The 15,841-nt window shown below is 49.2% G+C and carries 14 protein-coding genes; 12 read left to right on the plus strand and 2 right to left on the minus strand.

Translation table 11 applies throughout. The features are described 5' to 3' along the window. The first annotated feature begins 36 nt into the window (after positions 1–36). From murG to msbA, 9 genes are all read left to right on the plus strand, one after another. Positions 37–1,146, plus strand: a complete 1,110-nt coding sequence (gene murG, locus HQN60_RS07140) for an undecaprenyldiphospho-muramoylpentapeptide beta-N-acetylglucosaminyltransferase (RefSeq protein WP_173534639.1) — start codon at positions 37–39, stop codon at positions 1,144–1,146. Continuing rightward, positions 1,143–2,537, plus strand: a complete 1,395-nt coding sequence (gene murC / locus HQN60_RS07145) for a UDP-N-acetylmuramate--L-alanine ligase (protein ID WP_173532994.1) — start codon at positions 1,143–1,145, stop codon at positions 2,535–2,537. Before murG ends, murC begins: the two co-directional genes overlap by 4 nt. Beyond that, positions 2,534–3,451 carry a D-alanine--D-alanine ligase gene (locus tag HQN60_RS07150; RefSeq protein ID WP_173532995.1) on the plus strand — a complete coding sequence of 306 codons (918 nt, stop codon included), beginning with the start codon at positions 2,534–2,536 and terminating at the stop codon, positions 3,449–3,451. Before murC ends, HQN60_RS07150 begins: the two co-directional genes overlap by 4 nt. 152 nt (positions 3,452–3,603) lie before the next feature. Further along, positions 3,604–4,377, plus strand: coding sequence for a cell division protein FtsQ/DivIB (locus tag HQN60_RS07155; protein WP_173532996.1), 774 nt, complete (start codon positions 3,604–3,606; stop codon positions 4,375–4,377). A gap of 91 nt (positions 4,378–4,468) precedes the next feature. Continuing rightward, positions 4,469–5,701, plus strand: coding sequence for a cell division protein FtsA (gene ftsA, locus HQN60_RS07160; protein ID WP_217390289.1), 1,233 nt, complete (start codon positions 4,469–4,471; stop codon positions 5,699–5,701). 43 nt (positions 5,702–5,744) lie between these two features. Next, on the plus strand, positions 5,745–6,923 hold the full coding sequence (gene ftsZ / locus HQN60_RS07165) for a cell division protein FtsZ (RefSeq protein ID WP_173532997.1): 1,179 nt from the start codon (positions 5,745–5,747) through the stop codon (positions 6,921–6,923). Positions 6,924–7,039: 116 nt separating this feature from the next. Then, a complete protein-coding gene (gene lpxC, locus HQN60_RS07170) occupies positions 7,040–7,954 on the plus strand; it encodes a UDP-3-O-acyl-N-acetylglucosamine deacetylase (RefSeq protein ID WP_173532998.1) in 915 nt (304 codons plus the stop codon). Positions 7,955–8,000: 46 nt separating this feature from the next. Then, a complete protein-coding gene (locus tag HQN60_RS07175; RefSeq protein ID WP_173532999.1) occupies positions 8,001–8,723 on the plus strand; it encodes a 16S rRNA (uracil(1498)-N(3))-methyltransferase in 723 nt (240 codons plus the stop codon). A 170-nt stretch (positions 8,724–8,893) separates the two neighbouring features. Next, positions 8,894–10,648, plus strand: coding sequence for a lipid A export permease/ATP-binding protein MsbA (msbA, locus tag HQN60_RS07180; protein WP_173533000.1), 1,755 nt, complete (start codon positions 8,894–8,896; stop codon positions 10,646–10,648). 33 nt (positions 10,649–10,681) lie between these two features. Here the strand turns inward: msbA and HQN60_RS07185 are convergent, their stop codons facing one another. Together HQN60_RS07185 and HQN60_RS07190 are read right to left on the minus strand one after the other, a co-directional pair. Continuing rightward, a complete protein-coding gene (locus tag HQN60_RS07185; RefSeq protein ID WP_173533001.1) occupies positions 10,682–11,509 on the minus strand; it encodes a glycosyltransferase family 2 protein in 828 nt (275 codons plus the stop codon). Continuing rightward, complete coding sequence (locus HQN60_RS07190) at positions 11,506–12,255, minus strand: glycosyltransferase family 2 protein (RefSeq protein WP_173533002.1); 750 nt, start codon at positions 12,253–12,255, stop codon at positions 11,506–11,508. Before HQN60_RS07190 ends, HQN60_RS07185 begins: the two co-directional genes overlap by 4 nt. A gap of 587 nt (positions 12,256–12,842) precedes the next feature. Here HQN60_RS07190 and HQN60_RS07195 point away from each other — a divergent pair. The 3 genes from HQN60_RS07195 to metW are packed head-to-tail and all read left to right on the plus strand — an operon-like array spanning position 12,843 to position 15,791. Then, positions 12,843–14,051, plus strand: a complete 1,209-nt coding sequence (locus HQN60_RS07195; RefSeq protein WP_173533003.1) for an O-antigen ligase family protein — start codon at positions 12,843–12,845, stop codon at positions 14,049–14,051. Then, complete coding sequence (gene metX / locus HQN60_RS07200; protein WP_173533004.1) at positions 14,044–15,174, plus strand: homoserine O-succinyltransferase MetX; 1,131 nt, start codon at positions 14,044–14,046, stop codon at positions 15,172–15,174. Before HQN60_RS07195 ends, metX begins: the two co-directional genes overlap by 8 nt. Then, complete coding sequence (metW, locus tag HQN60_RS07205; protein WP_173533005.1) at positions 15,174–15,791, plus strand: methionine biosynthesis protein MetW; 618 nt, start codon at positions 15,174–15,176, stop codon at positions 15,789–15,791. The genes metX and metW overlap by 1 nt, the downstream gene beginning before the upstream one ends. The last annotated feature ends 50 nt before the right edge of the window (positions 15,792–15,841 follow it).

Here is a 15,841-nt window from a genome sequence, read left to right on the forward strand (position 1 = left end):
GTTGCCATGCTGGCTTTGATTGTTAGCGGATGGCGAATGCGCAAAGAAGATGCCGAATGGATTGAACCCGCAGCCACAGGCGGACAACGTACGTTGTTGGTGATGGCTGGTGGTACAGGTGGGCATATATTCCCCGCGTTAGCCGTGGCCAATGCATTGCGTCTTGAGGGTTGGGATGTGGTGTGGTTAGGCGCAAGCGGCGCGATGGAAACCCGCGTTGTACCGCAGCAAGGTATCGATTTGGTCACGCTAAAAATTACCGGCGTACGTGGTAAAGGTTGGTTAAAAAAACTCAGCCAGCCGTGGGTGCAAACCAAAGCGTTATTGGCGGCATTGAATCTGATTTTCCGTCGTCGTCCTGATGTAGCGATTGGTTTTGGTGGGTTTACCGGTTTTCCTGGCGGTTTGGCGATGCGTTTGTGCTGGTTGCCGTTGGTGATTCATGAGCAAAACTCAGTGGCGGGTTTAACCAACCGTGTGTTGTCGAAAATTGCCAATCGAGTGTTGTTTGCGTTTCCGTCGGCATTTCCTAATCAGGCCGATTGTGTGGGCAATCCAGTACGCAGTGAAATCGCCCATGTGGCCGAACCTGCTATGCGTTTTGCTGGCAGAACTGGGCCTTTAAAGATTTTGGTGGTGGGCGGCAGTTTAGGCGCGCAAGTATTTAATGAACAATTACCGAAAGCCTTGGCGCTGATTTCACCGGCTGATCGCCCGCTGGTGACGCATCAATCGGGTGAAAAGCATTTAGAGACATTGCGCGCGAATTATGCCGCGGCGAATGTAACGGCCGATTGTGTGGCGTTTATTGCCGATATGGCGCAAGCGTATGCCGATGCCGATTTGATTTTGTGCCGTTCCGGTGCGCTAACGGTGGCCGAGCTCGCGTGCGTGGGTGCGGCAAGTATTTTGGTGCCATTTCCGCATGCGGTGGATGACCATCAAACCGGCAATGCGCAATTTTTAAGTGAAGCTGGCGCGGGGATTTTATTAGCGCAAAGCAATAGTAGCCCAGAAAAACTGGCGCAATTGATTCAAGAAATGACGCGTGAACGCTGCCTAACGATGGCAACGGCCGCGCGTGCTTTAGCTCAACCTAATGCAACGGCCGCAGTCGTTGCAGTGATTAAAGAATTAGCGCAATGAAACATAAAGTAAAACGCATCCATTTTGTTGGGATTGGTGGTGTCGGCATGAGTGGGATTGCCGAAGTATTGCTCAATTTAGGTTTTGAAATTAGTGGTTCGGATTTAGGTGTCAGCGCTACAACGCAACGCTTAGTGAATGCGGGCGCCCAAGTATTTCAAGGGCATGCGGCAGAGTTTGTTGCCGATGCCGACGTGGTAGTGATTTCGAGTGCGGTGAAAGACGACAATCCAGAAGTGATTGCCGCGCGCCAGCGCAAGATTCCCGTGGTACCCCGCGCAATGATGTTGGCTGAATTGATGCGCTTAAAGCAAGGTATTGCCATTGCCGGTACGCACGGCAAAACCACGACAACTAGCTTGAGCGCCAGTGTGCTCGAGGCTGCTGGCTTGGACCCAACCTTTGTGATTGGCGGCAAGCTACACGCCGCAGGCTCGAATGCCCGCTTAGGACAGGGCGACTTTTTGGTGGCCGAAGCCGATGAAAGCGATGCGTCGTTCTTGCTGCTCACGCCGGTGATTTCGGTAGTGACCAATATCGATGCCGACCATATGGACACTTATGGCCATGATTTTGAAAAACTAAAGCAAGCTTTTATCGATTTTCTGCATCATTTGCCGTTTTATGGCCGAGCGATTTTGTGTATTGATGATCCGCATGTGCGCTCAATCTTGCCGAAAGTGACCAGCCCAGTGACCACGTATGGGGTGTCAGACGACGCGATGCTGCGTGCAGAAAACATTGTGGCGGATAACGGCATGATGCGTTTTGATGCGGTTTGGCAAAACGGCGAATCACGTCGCTTGGCGGTCACGCTCAATATGCCGGGTATGCACAATGTACTCAATGCACTCGCTGCGATTGCTATCGGGATTGAAGTGGGTGCTGATGAGGCCGCGATTGTATCGGCACTGGAGCGTTTCCAAGGCGTGGGTCGTCGTTTCCAGCGCTATGGCGAAGTCGCTTTACCTGCCGGTGGCACGTTTACCTTGGTCGATGATTATGGTCATCATCCGGTTGAGATGGCGGCAACGCTGGCAGCGACGCGTGGCGCGTTCCCGGGGCGTCGCTTGTTATTGGCGTTTCAACCGCACCGCTATACGCGAACCCGTGATTGTTTTGAAGATTTTGTCAAAGTACTTAACACGGTCGATGGCTTGTTGCTCGCCGAGGTGTATGCCGCCGGTGAAACGCCGATTGTTGCTGCTGATGGCCGATCTTTAGCCCGTGCTGTGCGAGTGGCCGGCAAAATTGAGCCGGTGTTTGTGGCGCAAATTACCGACATGCCAACGGCAATTTTTGCCGCAGTGCAAGCGGGTGACGTGGTCGTGACGATGGGTGCTGGCACCATTGGGAATACACCGAAATTATTATGTGAGATGGTGAAATGAGCGGTGTTGATGTGAAAGCGATGGGTAAGGTCGCAGTATTAATGGGTGGTGCTTCGAGCGAGCGAGAAATTTCTTTGCTCAGCGGTGCAGGTGTATTGGAGGCTTTAGTTCGCCAAGGCGTGGATGCGCATCGCTTTGACCCGGCTGAAAAGCCATTGTCAGCGTTGCATGATGAAGGATTTGAGCGCGCCTTTTTGATCTTACACGGCGGTTATGGTGAGGATGGCACGATCCAAGGTGCTTTGGAATTTATGTCAATTCCTTACACTGGCTGTGGCGTGATGGCTTCGGCCATTGGTATGGACAAATGGCGCACCAAGCTGATGTGGCAAGCGGCCGGTTTGCCGATTCCTGATTATGTTTTACTCGATGCCAACAGTGATTTTGCTGCCGTTGCCAAGCAGTTAGATTTGCCGCTGTATGTAAAACCCGCCAATGGTGGCTCAAGCGTGGGGGTGACGCGTTGTAGCAGCGTTGCGCAAATTGCTCAGGCTTACGCTTTGGCAGCACAGTACGATGCTTTGGTTTTGGCTGAACGCTCAATTAACGCCGGTGAATACTCTTGCGCGGTGCTTGATGGCAAGGCCTTGGCCACAGTGAAGATTGAGCCTGCGACTGAGTTTTATGACTTTGAAGCAAAATATATCCGTGATGACACGGTGTATCACTGCCCCGGATTATTGGGTGAGCAAGAGCAAAAAGCGCGTGAATTATGTGAACAAGCATATCGGGTGCTCGGCGCTTCGGGTTGGGCGCGAATCGACTTTTTAATGAATGAGCAAGGCGAAATGTTTTTGCTTGAGCCCAATACGGCGCCTGGTATGACGACACACAGTCTATTTCCAATGTGCGCGCGTGAAGCAGGCATTAGCTATGACGACTTGGTATTGACAATTTTGGGAACAATCTCATAGGTTTTACGCTTTGTAAGGGTATATCCTTGCAACTATTGTTATAATTTGGCTACGTTTGCATACCCATGATAGATGGGTGTTTGAAGCGCCCAATTAGGAATCAATCAATATGCCTGAGCGGGCTTTAAATCGACACTTAAAAGTGAGTTGTTATGTGGGATAAGCCACAGCTATTGATGTGGCTTGCTAACTTGCTGACAGCTTTAGCATTGATGTTATTGTTTTACTCCTTATTGTTTTTGGCGGTGCATTCGCCATTGTTTCCGGTTCGCCGGATTAAGGTCGATGGGGATTTAGCGCATGTAACGCGCGAGCAATTACGCTATGTGATTAAAAATGAATTGAAAGGGACGTTTTTTACGCTGGATTTGGATAAAACGCGGCAGAATTTTGAAAAATTACCGTGGGTACGTCAGGTTGAAGTGCGTCGGCGTTGGCCTGATCGTTTAGAAGTCAATATTGAAGAGCACAAAGCAGTGGCGCGTTGGGGAACGACTGGGTTGCTCAATTCGTACGGTGAAAAGTTTGATGCCGCAACCAGTGATCCTTTGCCCATTTTGGAAGGACCTGAAGGCTCTGAAAAATTGATGGTGAGTGAGTTTAAGGCTTTGCAAGCCGCGTTATTGCCTTTACAGCGAACGCCAACTCGTTTGTGGTTATCGGATCGCCGGGCATGGCGCTTTGAATTAGATAAGCAATTGATCGTAGAAGTAGGGCGTGATCAAGCGGTGGATAGAGTGAAGCGTTTTGTGAATGCTTACCCTAATTCATTGGCTTTATTGCAGCAGCCATTTGAGTATGTGGATTTGCGTTATCCGAATGGTTTTGCCGTGCATTTACCATCGTATACGCCGGTAGAGGCTGGCAAACAGGGCGTTAAGCTACCGCCGGTCGTAAAACCTAAGGCAAATAAAGCTTCGGCATGATTTATGCTTTTGGTATTTTTAATACTTAAAAAGCAATAAGTTGGCTGGGGTATTTAAAGTTAAACATTAAGAATTGTAAAAGAGGCTGTCAGTGACTAGGGATGCAAAAAACCTCATCGTTGGGCTAGATATCGGGACTTCTAAAGTGGTCGCGGTAGTGGCTGATGTGAAGGAAGATGGCTCTTTGAATGTGGTGGGCTTAGGGTCCGCAGCATCGAAAGGCTTGAAGCGCGGTGTTGTCGTTGATATTGAAAAAACCGTTGCAGCGATTCAGTCGGCATTGGGTGAAGCAGAATTGATGGCCGATTGCAAAATCAGCGAAGTGTATACCGGGATTGCCGGTAGCCACATCAAGAGCCTCAATTCGCATGGCATGGTGGCGATTAAAGATAAAGAAGTCACCCCGGCAGATATTGAACGAGTGATTGAAACGGCGAGCGCAGTCAATATTCCAACCGATCATCAAGTCCTGCATATCTTGTCGCAAGAGTATGTGATTGATGGTCAAGAAGATGTGAAAGAGCCGCTGGGTATGTCTGGCGTGCGCTTAGAAGTGCGGGTGCATATTGTTTCTGGCGCAGTGTCGGCAGTACAAAACATCACCAAGTGCGTGCGCCGTTGTGGGCTAGAGATTGCTGAAGTGGTGTTGCAGCCATTGGCCTCCAGCTACGCCGTTCTCACAGAAGACGAAAAAGATCTTGGCGTGTGTTTGGTTGACATCGGTGGTGGCACTACCGATATCGCGGTATTTATTGGTGGTTCAATTCGCCATACCGCAGTGATTCCAATCGCTGGCGATCAAATTACCAATGACGTGGCAATGGCATTGCGTACGCCAACCGGTGAAGCCGAAAACATCAAAATCCAACATGGTGTGGCATTACGCCATATGACCGATCCGCAAACCATGATCGAAGTGCCTGGCGTGGGTGAGCGCGGTGCGCGGCAAATGAGCCGACATACGCTGGCTGAAGTGATTGAGCCCCGTGTTGAAGAATTGTATAGCTTTGTGCAAGCCGAATTGCGCCGTGTCGGTTTGGAAGATCGATTGTCGAGCGGGATTGTGATTACCGGTGGCGCTTCATTGATGCCGGGTATGACTGATTTGGCTGAAGAAATTTTCCATATGCCGGTGCGCTTAGGTTTGCCGCGTTATGTGGGTGGATTGGCTGAAGTGGTTAAAAATCCACGCTATTCCACTGCAGTTGGCTTGCTGTTATTGGCGCGCCAACAAATGCAAAAAGCGCCCGGTGCCAGAGGGAAAGAAGGCGGCATGGGTGATGTTTTTAGCAGAATGAAGGCATGGTTTCAAAATAACTTCTGAAATATTCGGGTAAGCAGTAAAATCGGGCAAGAGGAGAGTGAAAATGGCATTATTAATTGAAGTACCAGAGGTTTCACATCACGTGAATATCAAAGTGATTGGCGTTGGCGGCGCAGGCTGCAATGCAATCAACAATATGATCGAGCATGCGATGCAGTCGCACGGCGTTGATTTTATTTCCGCCAATACCGATGCTCAGGTTTTGAAGCAATCGCGGGCGGACAATGTGGTTCAGTTGGGCGCTGAACTCACCAAAGGCTTTGGCGCTGGGTGTGATCCTGATATTGGCCGACAAGCTGCTGAAGAAGATCGCGAGCGCATTGCTGAATTGATTTCTGGCGCAGATTTATTATTTATCACTGCCGGTATGGGCGGTGGTACCGGCACTGGTGCCGCACCTGTGATCGCACAAGTGGCGCGTGAAAAAGGTATTTTGACTGTCGGCGTGGTGACTTCACCTGGACAAGATGAAGGCCGTCGCCAAAAAGTGGCACAAGTCGGTATTGATGAATTGTCGCGCTATGTGGATTCTTTGATTGTGGTTTCTAACCAAAAACTTGAAGAAGTTTTAGGCGATGATGTCACGGTGGATGAAGCTTTCCGTGCGGCTGATGACGTATTACGTAATGCAGTGGGTTCGATTGTTGAAATCATTCAATACCCAGGCTTGATTAACGTTGACTTTGCTGACGTTAAAACTGTGATGCGTGAAATGGGTATGGCGATGATGGGTTCGGCACATGCCACAGGTCCAGATCGTGCTATTCGTGCCACCGAAGAAGCCATCCGTTGCCCATTGCTCGACAATATTAGCTTTAAAGGCGCACGTGGCGTGTTGGTGAATTTCTCGACCGCACCGGGCAAATTGAAAAAATCAGAAACCCGCCAAGCGCTAGAAATTATCGAATCACACGTTGCTGAAGGCGCATTGGTAAAACACGGTGTGGTTTACGATGAAGCACTGGGTGAAGACGAAATCCGCGTGACTTTAGTGGCAACTGGTTTGGGTGGCAAAGCGATTAGCACGCCATCACTGACTGTGGTGAATAACCCAATGCAAAAAACTGGCACCGATAATGCCGCTTACGACGATGCCTATGATACGCCAGCAATTTGGCGCAATAATCGTGGTAGCCGTGCCGCTGAAGCGCCAGCTCGTCCGGCCGCAATGAGTAATATCGATATGGATATTCCGGCATTTTTACGTCGTCAAGCGGATTAATTGTTTCGCTGGATTAGCGTAATAAATGAAATCAATCAATGTGATTGGAATGATTTAACCAGTCTTTTGCCTAGGACTGGTAAAATCAAGCAATTGATTGTTTAGGCAGAATGGCCATGTTTTTACAAAGAACTTTGGATTCGACGATCCATGCGACAGGGGTTGGTTTGCATTCGGGTGAGAAAGTAAAACTCACTTTGCGACCGGCTGCTGCTGATACTGGCATCGTTTTTAAGCGCTCTGATTTACCCGAGTCGGCGCCTTTCAAAGTCGGCCCCGATTTAGTGAACGACACGCGACTCTCCTCAACGCTGGTGCAAGACGGCGTGCGTGTCGGCACGATTGAGCATTTAATGTCAGCATTTGCTGGGCTCGGTATCGACAATGTGATTGTCGAAGTCGATGCGCCAGAAATGCCGATTATGGATGGTTCTGCTGCGCCTTTTATTTATTTGATTCAAACGGCTGGGGTGCGCGAATTAGATGCCCCCAAGCAGTTTGTCAAAGTCATCAAACCGATCGAAGTGCATGATGGTGATAAATGGGTCAAGTTTGAGCCGCATAACGGCTACAAAGTGTCCCTCACGATCGATTTCAAGCATCCCGCCTTTAAAAAATCTGCGCAAACGATCACGTTGGATTTTGCTGATTCAAATTACATCAGTGAAATTGCCCGCGCGCGCACCTTTGGTTTTATTCATGAAGTTGAATATTTACGCATGAACGGCTTGGCCCGCGGCGGCAATATGGATAATGCCGTGGTGATCGATGAGTTTCGCGTGCTGAATGAAGGTGGTTTGCGGTTTGAAGATGAATTCGTTCGCCATAAAGTCCTCGATGCGATTGGCGACTTATATATCTTAGGCCACCCTTTGATTGCGGCTTTTTCTGGCTATAAATCGGGGCACGCCATGAATAATAAATTGCTGCGTGAGCTACTTTCAGATCCAAGTAATTATGAAATGGTGAGTTTTGATCGGCTTAAAGATGTGCCATCGTCGTTTCATGACCTCCCTCCGCTTGGGATTTAATCCCCCTTTGATTGACGCGTGTTTTATTGCAAGGACATGATGGTTTATGCCGCGCTTTTATATTGATTTGCCACTTTCAATTGGGCAAAGTTTTGACTTACCCGAGTCGGTGGCGCGGCATGTGCAAGTATTGCGTTTGCAGCCTAGCGAAGAAATTATTTTATTTAATGGCCAAGGTGGTGAATTTACTGCGCAAATTGCGGCCATGGGTAAAAAAACCGTTAGTGTCGATGTGTTGTCTTTTGCCGATGTAGATCGTGAATCACCGTTGAAAATCACCCTAGTGCAGGCGATTTCGGCGGCTGATCGCATGGATTACACGGTGCAAAAAGCCGCCGAGCTCGGCGTTGCGGTGTTGCAGCCGGTGATTTCGCAATATTGCCAGCAGCGCTATTCAGGCGAGCGCGCCGAAAAACGACTGGCGCATTGGCAAGCGATTGCTGCCAGTGCCGCTGAGCAATGTGGCCGAACGCGCTTATTAGAAATTCGGCCCATCCTCACGTTGGCGCAATTTTTAGCTCAGCCAAATGCTGGCGAATTAAAATTATTGCTGTGCCCAACCGGCGCAGTGGCCTGGGCTAGTTTGCCCGAGAAAGTTGCGAGCGTTTGTGTACTGATCGGCCCTGAGGGCGGGTATTCGTCTGAAGAAGATGATTTAGCAATTGCTGCGGGCTATACCTCTGTATTATTGGGGCCGAGGATTTTACGCACCGAAAGTGTTGCGCCGGTGATTGCGGGCTTATTGCAATCGCGTTATGGGGATTTTTAAAGCGCGTCTTGCAGTTTAAATTGCCCCGACAGCGATGAATACCAGATGATGAGCCTACGCCTGCGTAGGCTTTTTATTTTGCGGTAAATGATGTGAATGTTGCGCTGCTGTCCTGAGCGAGACGTGACTCCGTTATAATCTGACTTTATTGCTTTTTTTCTACTGAGCTCATGAATAGCAAACAGCTGTATTTCCGAATTCTTGCCTACTTTGGCCCGTACCGTGGCATCGTCGTGATGTCGATTTTGGCCATGGTGGTGGCTGGCGGTGTCGATGCCGCGATGGTCAAAATGCTCGGCGTGATTATTGATAGCTTTAAGCAAAATCAGGCGGCAGCACAGGCCGCATGGTTGATGCCATTGGCTTTGTTTGGCTTAGGCTTGGTGCGTTTGATTTCTAGCTTTGGCTACGAATATGGCAGTGCTTGGTTGTCGTCACGCGTGATGCATAATTTACGCCAGCAAGTGTTTGAGCGGATGATGGCCATGCCGATTCGCTTTTTTGATCAATCGTCAGTCGGTGTTTTATTGTCGCGGGTGACGTTTGATATTAACCAGATTATGGATGCGGGCTTGAATGTGCTCACCGTGTTGGTCAAAGACTCGGTGATGGCGATTGCTTTGCTTGGCATTATGCTGTGGACCGATTGGCAGCTGACTTTGTTTTGCTTGATTATGCTGCCCGGTGCGGCAGTATCGATTCGGATTGTGAGTAAACGCCAGCGAAGATTATCGCAACAAACGCAAGACACCATGGGCGAAATGAGCCAGATCTTGGATGAGAGCTTGGGTGGACAGCGAATTATTAAGATTTTTGGTGGAGCGAGCTATGAAGCGAAACGTTTTGGTGCCGCCAATCAAAATGTGCGGCGTTTAACCGTAAAGCGCGCAGCCACCGCGAGTTTGAACTCTGGCTTTACGGTGTTTTTAATTGCGGTAACGATTGCGGCGATTATTTATTTTGCTGGTTTACGCGCAGCCGATGGCGCGATGACCGCAGGCTCATTTGTGACGTTTATGAGTTCCATGATGCTGTTACAGCAGCCAATTAAAAATCTATCTAAGCTCAGCGATTCATTGCATCGCGGTTTGGCCGCCGCAGACTCGGTGTTTGGTATTTTGGATCAGCCATTAGAGCCAGATCACGGCACATTGGCGCCGCAGCGCGTGAAAGGACATATCACGATTAGCCAGCTGGAGTTTGCCTATCAAGTGGATGGCGTGAAAGCGTTAGCAGGTATTGATTTAGACATCAAACCGGGTGAAAGCGTGGCTTTGGTCGGCCAGTCAGGCAGTGGCAAAACCACCTTGGCCAATTTGATTCCGCGATTTTATGAGCCTAGCGCCGGTGAAATTCGTCTTGATGGCGAGTTGCTGGCGGATTATCGTTTGGCCAATTTACGTTCACAAATCGCTTTAGTGTCGCAAGATATGGTGTTATTTAATGACAGCGTTGCCGCCAATATTGCGTATGGTGTGGATGAAATCGATATGGCGCGGGTGCGGGCGGCGGCCGATGCGGCATTTGCTACTGAATTTATTGAACAAATGCCACAAGGCTTTGCGGAAATGCTCGGTGAAAATGGTGTGCGTTTATCGGGCGGCCAGCGACAACGCTTAGCGATTGCAAGGGCGATTTATAAAGACGCACCGATCTTGATTTTGGATGAAGCAACCAGTGCGCTTGATACCGAGTCAGAACGTAAAGTGCAAGAAGCACTAGAAAACCTGATGGTGGGGCGTACTACCTTGGTAATTGCGCATCGCTTATCCACCATTGAAAAAGCTGACCGCATTGTGGTGATGCAGCAAGGCAAAATCATTGAAAGCGGTACGCATCAAGAGCTCATTGAGCGTGATGGCGTGTATACGCAAATGCATGCGGTACAGTTTTCACTTGCGGAAAACACCGTGGCGACGCGCTAATACGCATCAGCACGGCATTGCCGTGCTGATTGTTTATTGAGTCAGTGACTTTAAGCCAATTTTGGCTTCAATATGCGTGCTTTTGAGTGTTTCTTCGAGTTTTTTCCAGTTTTCTGCTTGTTTAGAGCGATCGTTTTCACGGTGCCAAAGATGCAGCACCGGCACAGCAAAACGGCCGTCTTTGATGCCGACGCCCAGGCGCAGCAAGCGGATTGCAAAATCCGAATCTTCATGCCCCCAGCCAGAAAAGCTTTCGTCAAAGCCATTGATGGCGATGAAATCGGCTCTCCAAACGCCTAAATTACAACTTTTCACCACTTCCCAACGAGTTCGCCGTTTTTTGCGTGCATCAGCGATTTTTAAGCGTAGGCAAGGCCAAGCTCGATTGGTTTTGCCGGATAATTTGGCGGTAAACCATTGCCAGATTGACCAGTCCATGATGTTGATGGCGTCTGGTTGCTCGAGTAAGGTTGCGGTGAATGCTTCCGAGAGCAGGATTCGATTGCCCGCCACATACCAGGCGGTTTCTGCCAATATGGCATGTTGTTGCAAAAAATCGGGCATCGGCACGCAATCGCCATCGAGAAACACCAGATAATCCCCTTTGGATTGGGCTGCTGCTCGATTACGAATTGCGCCAGCGCGAAAGCCAAGATCTTCGTGCCATACATGGTGCAATGCACATGGAAAGTGGCTTTGCCATGATTGGATTAATGCAAAAGTATCATTTTTAGAGCCATCATCGGCAATAAGCACTTCCCATTCGATAGGGCTGGTTGTTTTTTGTCGGGCTAATCCAGCGAGGACTAAATTGAGTGCTTTAGGCCGATTGTAGGTGGTGACAATGATAGAAATTTTCATTTTTTTTCTTGCAGATACATCAGTTTGAGTTGGCGATAGTACGCGCCTTCGGCATTAGATACCGCCAAAATAAAGCCTTCTCGCCCATCTAAAAAGCCGCGTTGTAAAACGTAAGTACGAATAAACGTCCACCAGCCTTTATAAATTGCTTTACCTAAGCTCGAGCGTTCGCCGCGCTGCAAACGTTGCTCTGCGCCAGCACTGGAGTAGCGATTCACTTTATCGAGTACGTCATCTAAGCGATCAAATGAGTAATGTAAAAGCTGGCCAGCTAATAGCGGCGCTTGGCCTGAAAAATTGAGTTTTTCATGCACTAAAGATTCGGAATAAGCCGCGTGCCCACGTTGGAATAAGCGTGGCAAATGATCGGGTTTCCAGCCGGAATGATTAATCCAGCGGCCGCAGTAATTGGATAGGCGACTGATTTGATACACGCTGGCCGTCGGTGCTTTGATCGCGGCTTGAATGCTTTGCATCAGCTCGGCATCGAGAACTTCATCGGCATCCAGCGCTAAAATCCAATCGGTATCGAGTAGGGCGATTGCGCGATTTTTTTGGATGCCAAAGCCGGGCCAATCGGTGGTTTGCTCAATATGAGCGCCGTAAGCTTGTGCAATGCTTAAAGTTTGATCGGTACTACCCGAATCTAAAACAACGATTTTATCGCACCAAGTGACAGCATTAAGACAGTCTGCAAGATGAGCTTGGGCATTTTTAGTAATGATGGCAACGCCAATAGTCGGCATGGGTTTCGTTTTTACTTGAGTCAGGCTGCTATAATCGCTCTTCTCGCGGCGTCAGGCAAGTCGGCTTGGCGCTTGGGGCAAAGTGTTGGCCGTAAGTTAGCGACTTGACCGATTGCTCCGAGTGATGGAGTTTCGTGATTTTGGCTTTTTTTGCGCCGTTCTCGATTGCTAGCGGATTGAGAGTGGATGAATCTTTGCCGAGAGAACAAAATGAGCAAATCAATTGCGACTCTAGGGCCTGTTGACGTTTGGTTTCCCGCCGCGCTGGAGTACTTTTCGCGGCGAATCAAGGCGTAGTAAGCGATACATAGTCATTCTATGTGAGCTTGCTACAACACAGAGTCGCCGCGAAAAGCGCCCAGCCCTTCGGGTTTGGCGGCTTTTAGCCTGATGCTGCGTTACGAAACGCTGGCGTAGAGTGACTACGCTGCACGCTTCGTGCCTTGCCTCAGGCTAAAAGCCGCACAAACGCGGCTGGTAAACCAAGCGTCAACAGACCCTAGCATCTCGCGATCTAATCGTCGTGAATTCAAGTTCATCTTTGGCTTTGAGCTAAGGAGAAAACATTTTATCAAGGTCATTTAGCAATGTTGTGGACGAATCAAAAAGCAGTATTGGTGGTGTTATTGTTCTCGGCTTTGCTCGGGTTTGCGCTGCCAAGCAGCACTGCGCTGACCAATATCATGGTGCCGTTGTGTGGTCTGTTGGGCTTATATTGGGCGCGTGGCCAAATTGTTGATTTCTTTCGCAGCAACCCATTCGCCTTATTGCCCTTACTGTTGTGGTTGGCATTGGGGCTAGGTGCGGTGTTTTCTCCGGCGCCAGAAGCGTGGGCTTATTTTGCTAAATATAAAAAACTGCTGTTTATTCCCTTGCTGGCGCTGTTTTTTCTAAAAGGGCCAGAGAAAACCATCCAGTATGCGATTGCTGGTTTTTTAGTCGGCAATTTAGGGATTTTATTGCTATCAAGCTTGGTCTGGTTTACAGGCCAGCCGACATGGTTTGGCACGACGTTTGTCGCCGCATCGGCGATTTCTAAAAATGCCATCGCGCAAACCTTCTTAATGGCTTTTGCTGGCGTAGTGTGGTTCGCCATCGGGATTCGCTATCGGCAATGGGCGGGGTTTTTGCTGGCCGCAGCTAGTTTTGCTGGCGTGTATTTAATGTCGCCGCAGCGCACCGGGCATTTGGCTGGTTTAGTGTTGCTGATGACTTTGGGCTGGATGTTTTTGCAGCATCGCTGGCGGTATGGGTTTGTGGCGCTATTGAGCCTTGGCGTGCTGGTGATTGCGCTTACCAACAATCCTGTGCAACAACGGGCAAAATTGGGCGTAACCGAAGTCATCGCTTGCCAAGCGGCGCTCAATACACCACAGCAAGATCAGGCGTGTTTAACGTCAATGGGCATACGGAGTGTTTTTTATCTCACGGCGCTCAAGCAAATTGCTGAATATCCTCTGTTGGGTAAGGGCACTGGGGCGATTAAGACGCAAATTGGCCCGCTGGAGATGAGTAATCCGCACAATGAATATTTGCTACAAGGCATGCAACTGGGATTGCTTGGCGTGGCTTTGTATCTGGCTTTACTGGCGAGTGCACTCAAAATGGCGCTGGGTCTGCCTCGCGTTTGGGCTGCCGTTGCGGTGGGTGTGACGCTGTCGTACGCAGTGTGTAGTTTGTTTAATTCTTTACTGATGGATATTTCCGAAGGAAATACTTTTTCGGTGTTTTTTGCGCTATTGCTGGCCGCGTCAGCATTCATCGCCAAGTCAAAAAAGGAGTTGGATCGTGTCTGATTCAGTTGGCATCGTTACCCCGCAAAAATGGGTGTTTGAGGAGCCGATCACACTGTCATCGGGCGCCGTATTACCGCGCTATGAGTTGATGGTGGAAACCTATGGTGAGCTTAATGCCGATAAATCGAATGCGATTTTGATTTGTCACGCTTTGTCGGGCCATCATCATGTGGCGGGTTACCACACGGCGGAGGATAAAGCCCCGGGTTGGTGGGACAGTATGATTGGGCCGGGCAAGCCGATTGATACCAATCGCTTTTTTGTCATTGGCGTGAATAATCTGGGGGGGTGTCACGGCTCAACTGGTCCTTCGAGTATTAATCCGGCGACGGGTGAGCCGTATGGCTCGGCTTTTCCGGTGGTTTTGGTGCGTGATTGGGTGGAGACACAAGCGCGCTTGGCCGATCGTTTAGGGATCCAACAATTTGCGGCAGTTATTGGCGGCAGCTTGGGGGGTATGCAGGCACTACGCTGGTCAATCACATATCCTGAGCGTATACGTCATGCTTTAGTCATTGCGTCTGCACCGAAGTTAACCACGCAGAATATTGCGTTTAATGATGTGGCCCGCCAAGCTATATTGACTGATCCTGAATTTCATGGCGGCGACTTTTACCAGCATGGCGTCGTGCCTCGGCGTGGACTGCGCTTAGCGCGCATGCTCGGGCATATTACTTATTTGTCTGATGGTGGCATGGGCGAGAAATTTGGTCGCTTATTGCGTACCGGTGAATACCAATATGGCTTTGACGTTGAATTCGAAATCGAATCGTATTTACGTTATCAAGGCGATAAATTTGCCAATGTGTTTGATGCCAATACCTATTTATTAATGACCAAAGCATTGGATTATTTTGATCCGGCACGGCATTACGGTGGCAGTTTGGCAGAGGCGATGCGGCAGGCAAAAGCCAAGTTTTTGGTGGTGTCATTTACCACCGATTGGCGTTTTGCCCCAGCGCGCTCGCGTGAAATTGTAAAAGCTTTGCTCGACGCCGATCGAACCGTCTCATACGCCGAGATTGAATCGCAGCACGGGCACGATGCCTTTTTAATGCAAGATGCGCCGTATATGAATGTGATGCGCGCCTATTTAAACAATGTGGCGAAGGAGCTGGTGTAATGGCTGAACTCATAAATCTTCGTCCTGACTTAAAGCATATTGCGCAGTTGATTAAGCCAGCATCTCGGGTGTTGGATTTGGGCTGCGCTGATGGTGAGTTATTGGCTTGGCTGCAAGCGAATAAACAAGTGCGCGGCATTGGCGTTGATGTCGATGTGAATTCGATTGTGCATTGCGTTGAAAAAAATCTGAACGTGATTCAAGCCGATATGGAAAGCGGTTTGCAGCATTTTGAAGACGGCAGTTTTGACTTTGTGGTGTTGTCGCTGACGATTCAATCGATGCATAACGTCGAGCTAATTTTGCAAGAAATGCTGCGCGTTGGCCGCTGCGGGATTGTGACCTTTCCAAATTTTGGCTATTGGGAAAACCGCTGGCAAATCCTTAAAGGGCAAATGCCAGTCTCGGAAACCATTCCTTATGAATGGTATAACACGCCGAATATTCATTTTTGTACCGTGAATGACTTTAGCCAGTTGCTCGCAAAATTAGGCATGCAAGTGGATGGCCAAGTGGTGTTGCATCAAGGTGAACCAGTCAATTTTCTGCCTAATTTATTGGGTAGTTTGGCGCTGGTGCAGTTTAGTCAAACTAAACGTCAACAGACCCTAGGGTAATACTTGATAGGTGTATTGCCCCGTGTCATTGATAATTATTTCTTCTTAGG

Origin of the sequence: Deefgea piscis (assembly GCF_013284055.1) — a bacterium.
Taxonomy (GTDB): Bacteria; Pseudomonadota; Gammaproteobacteria; order Burkholderiales; family Chitinibacteraceae; genus Deefgea; species Deefgea piscis.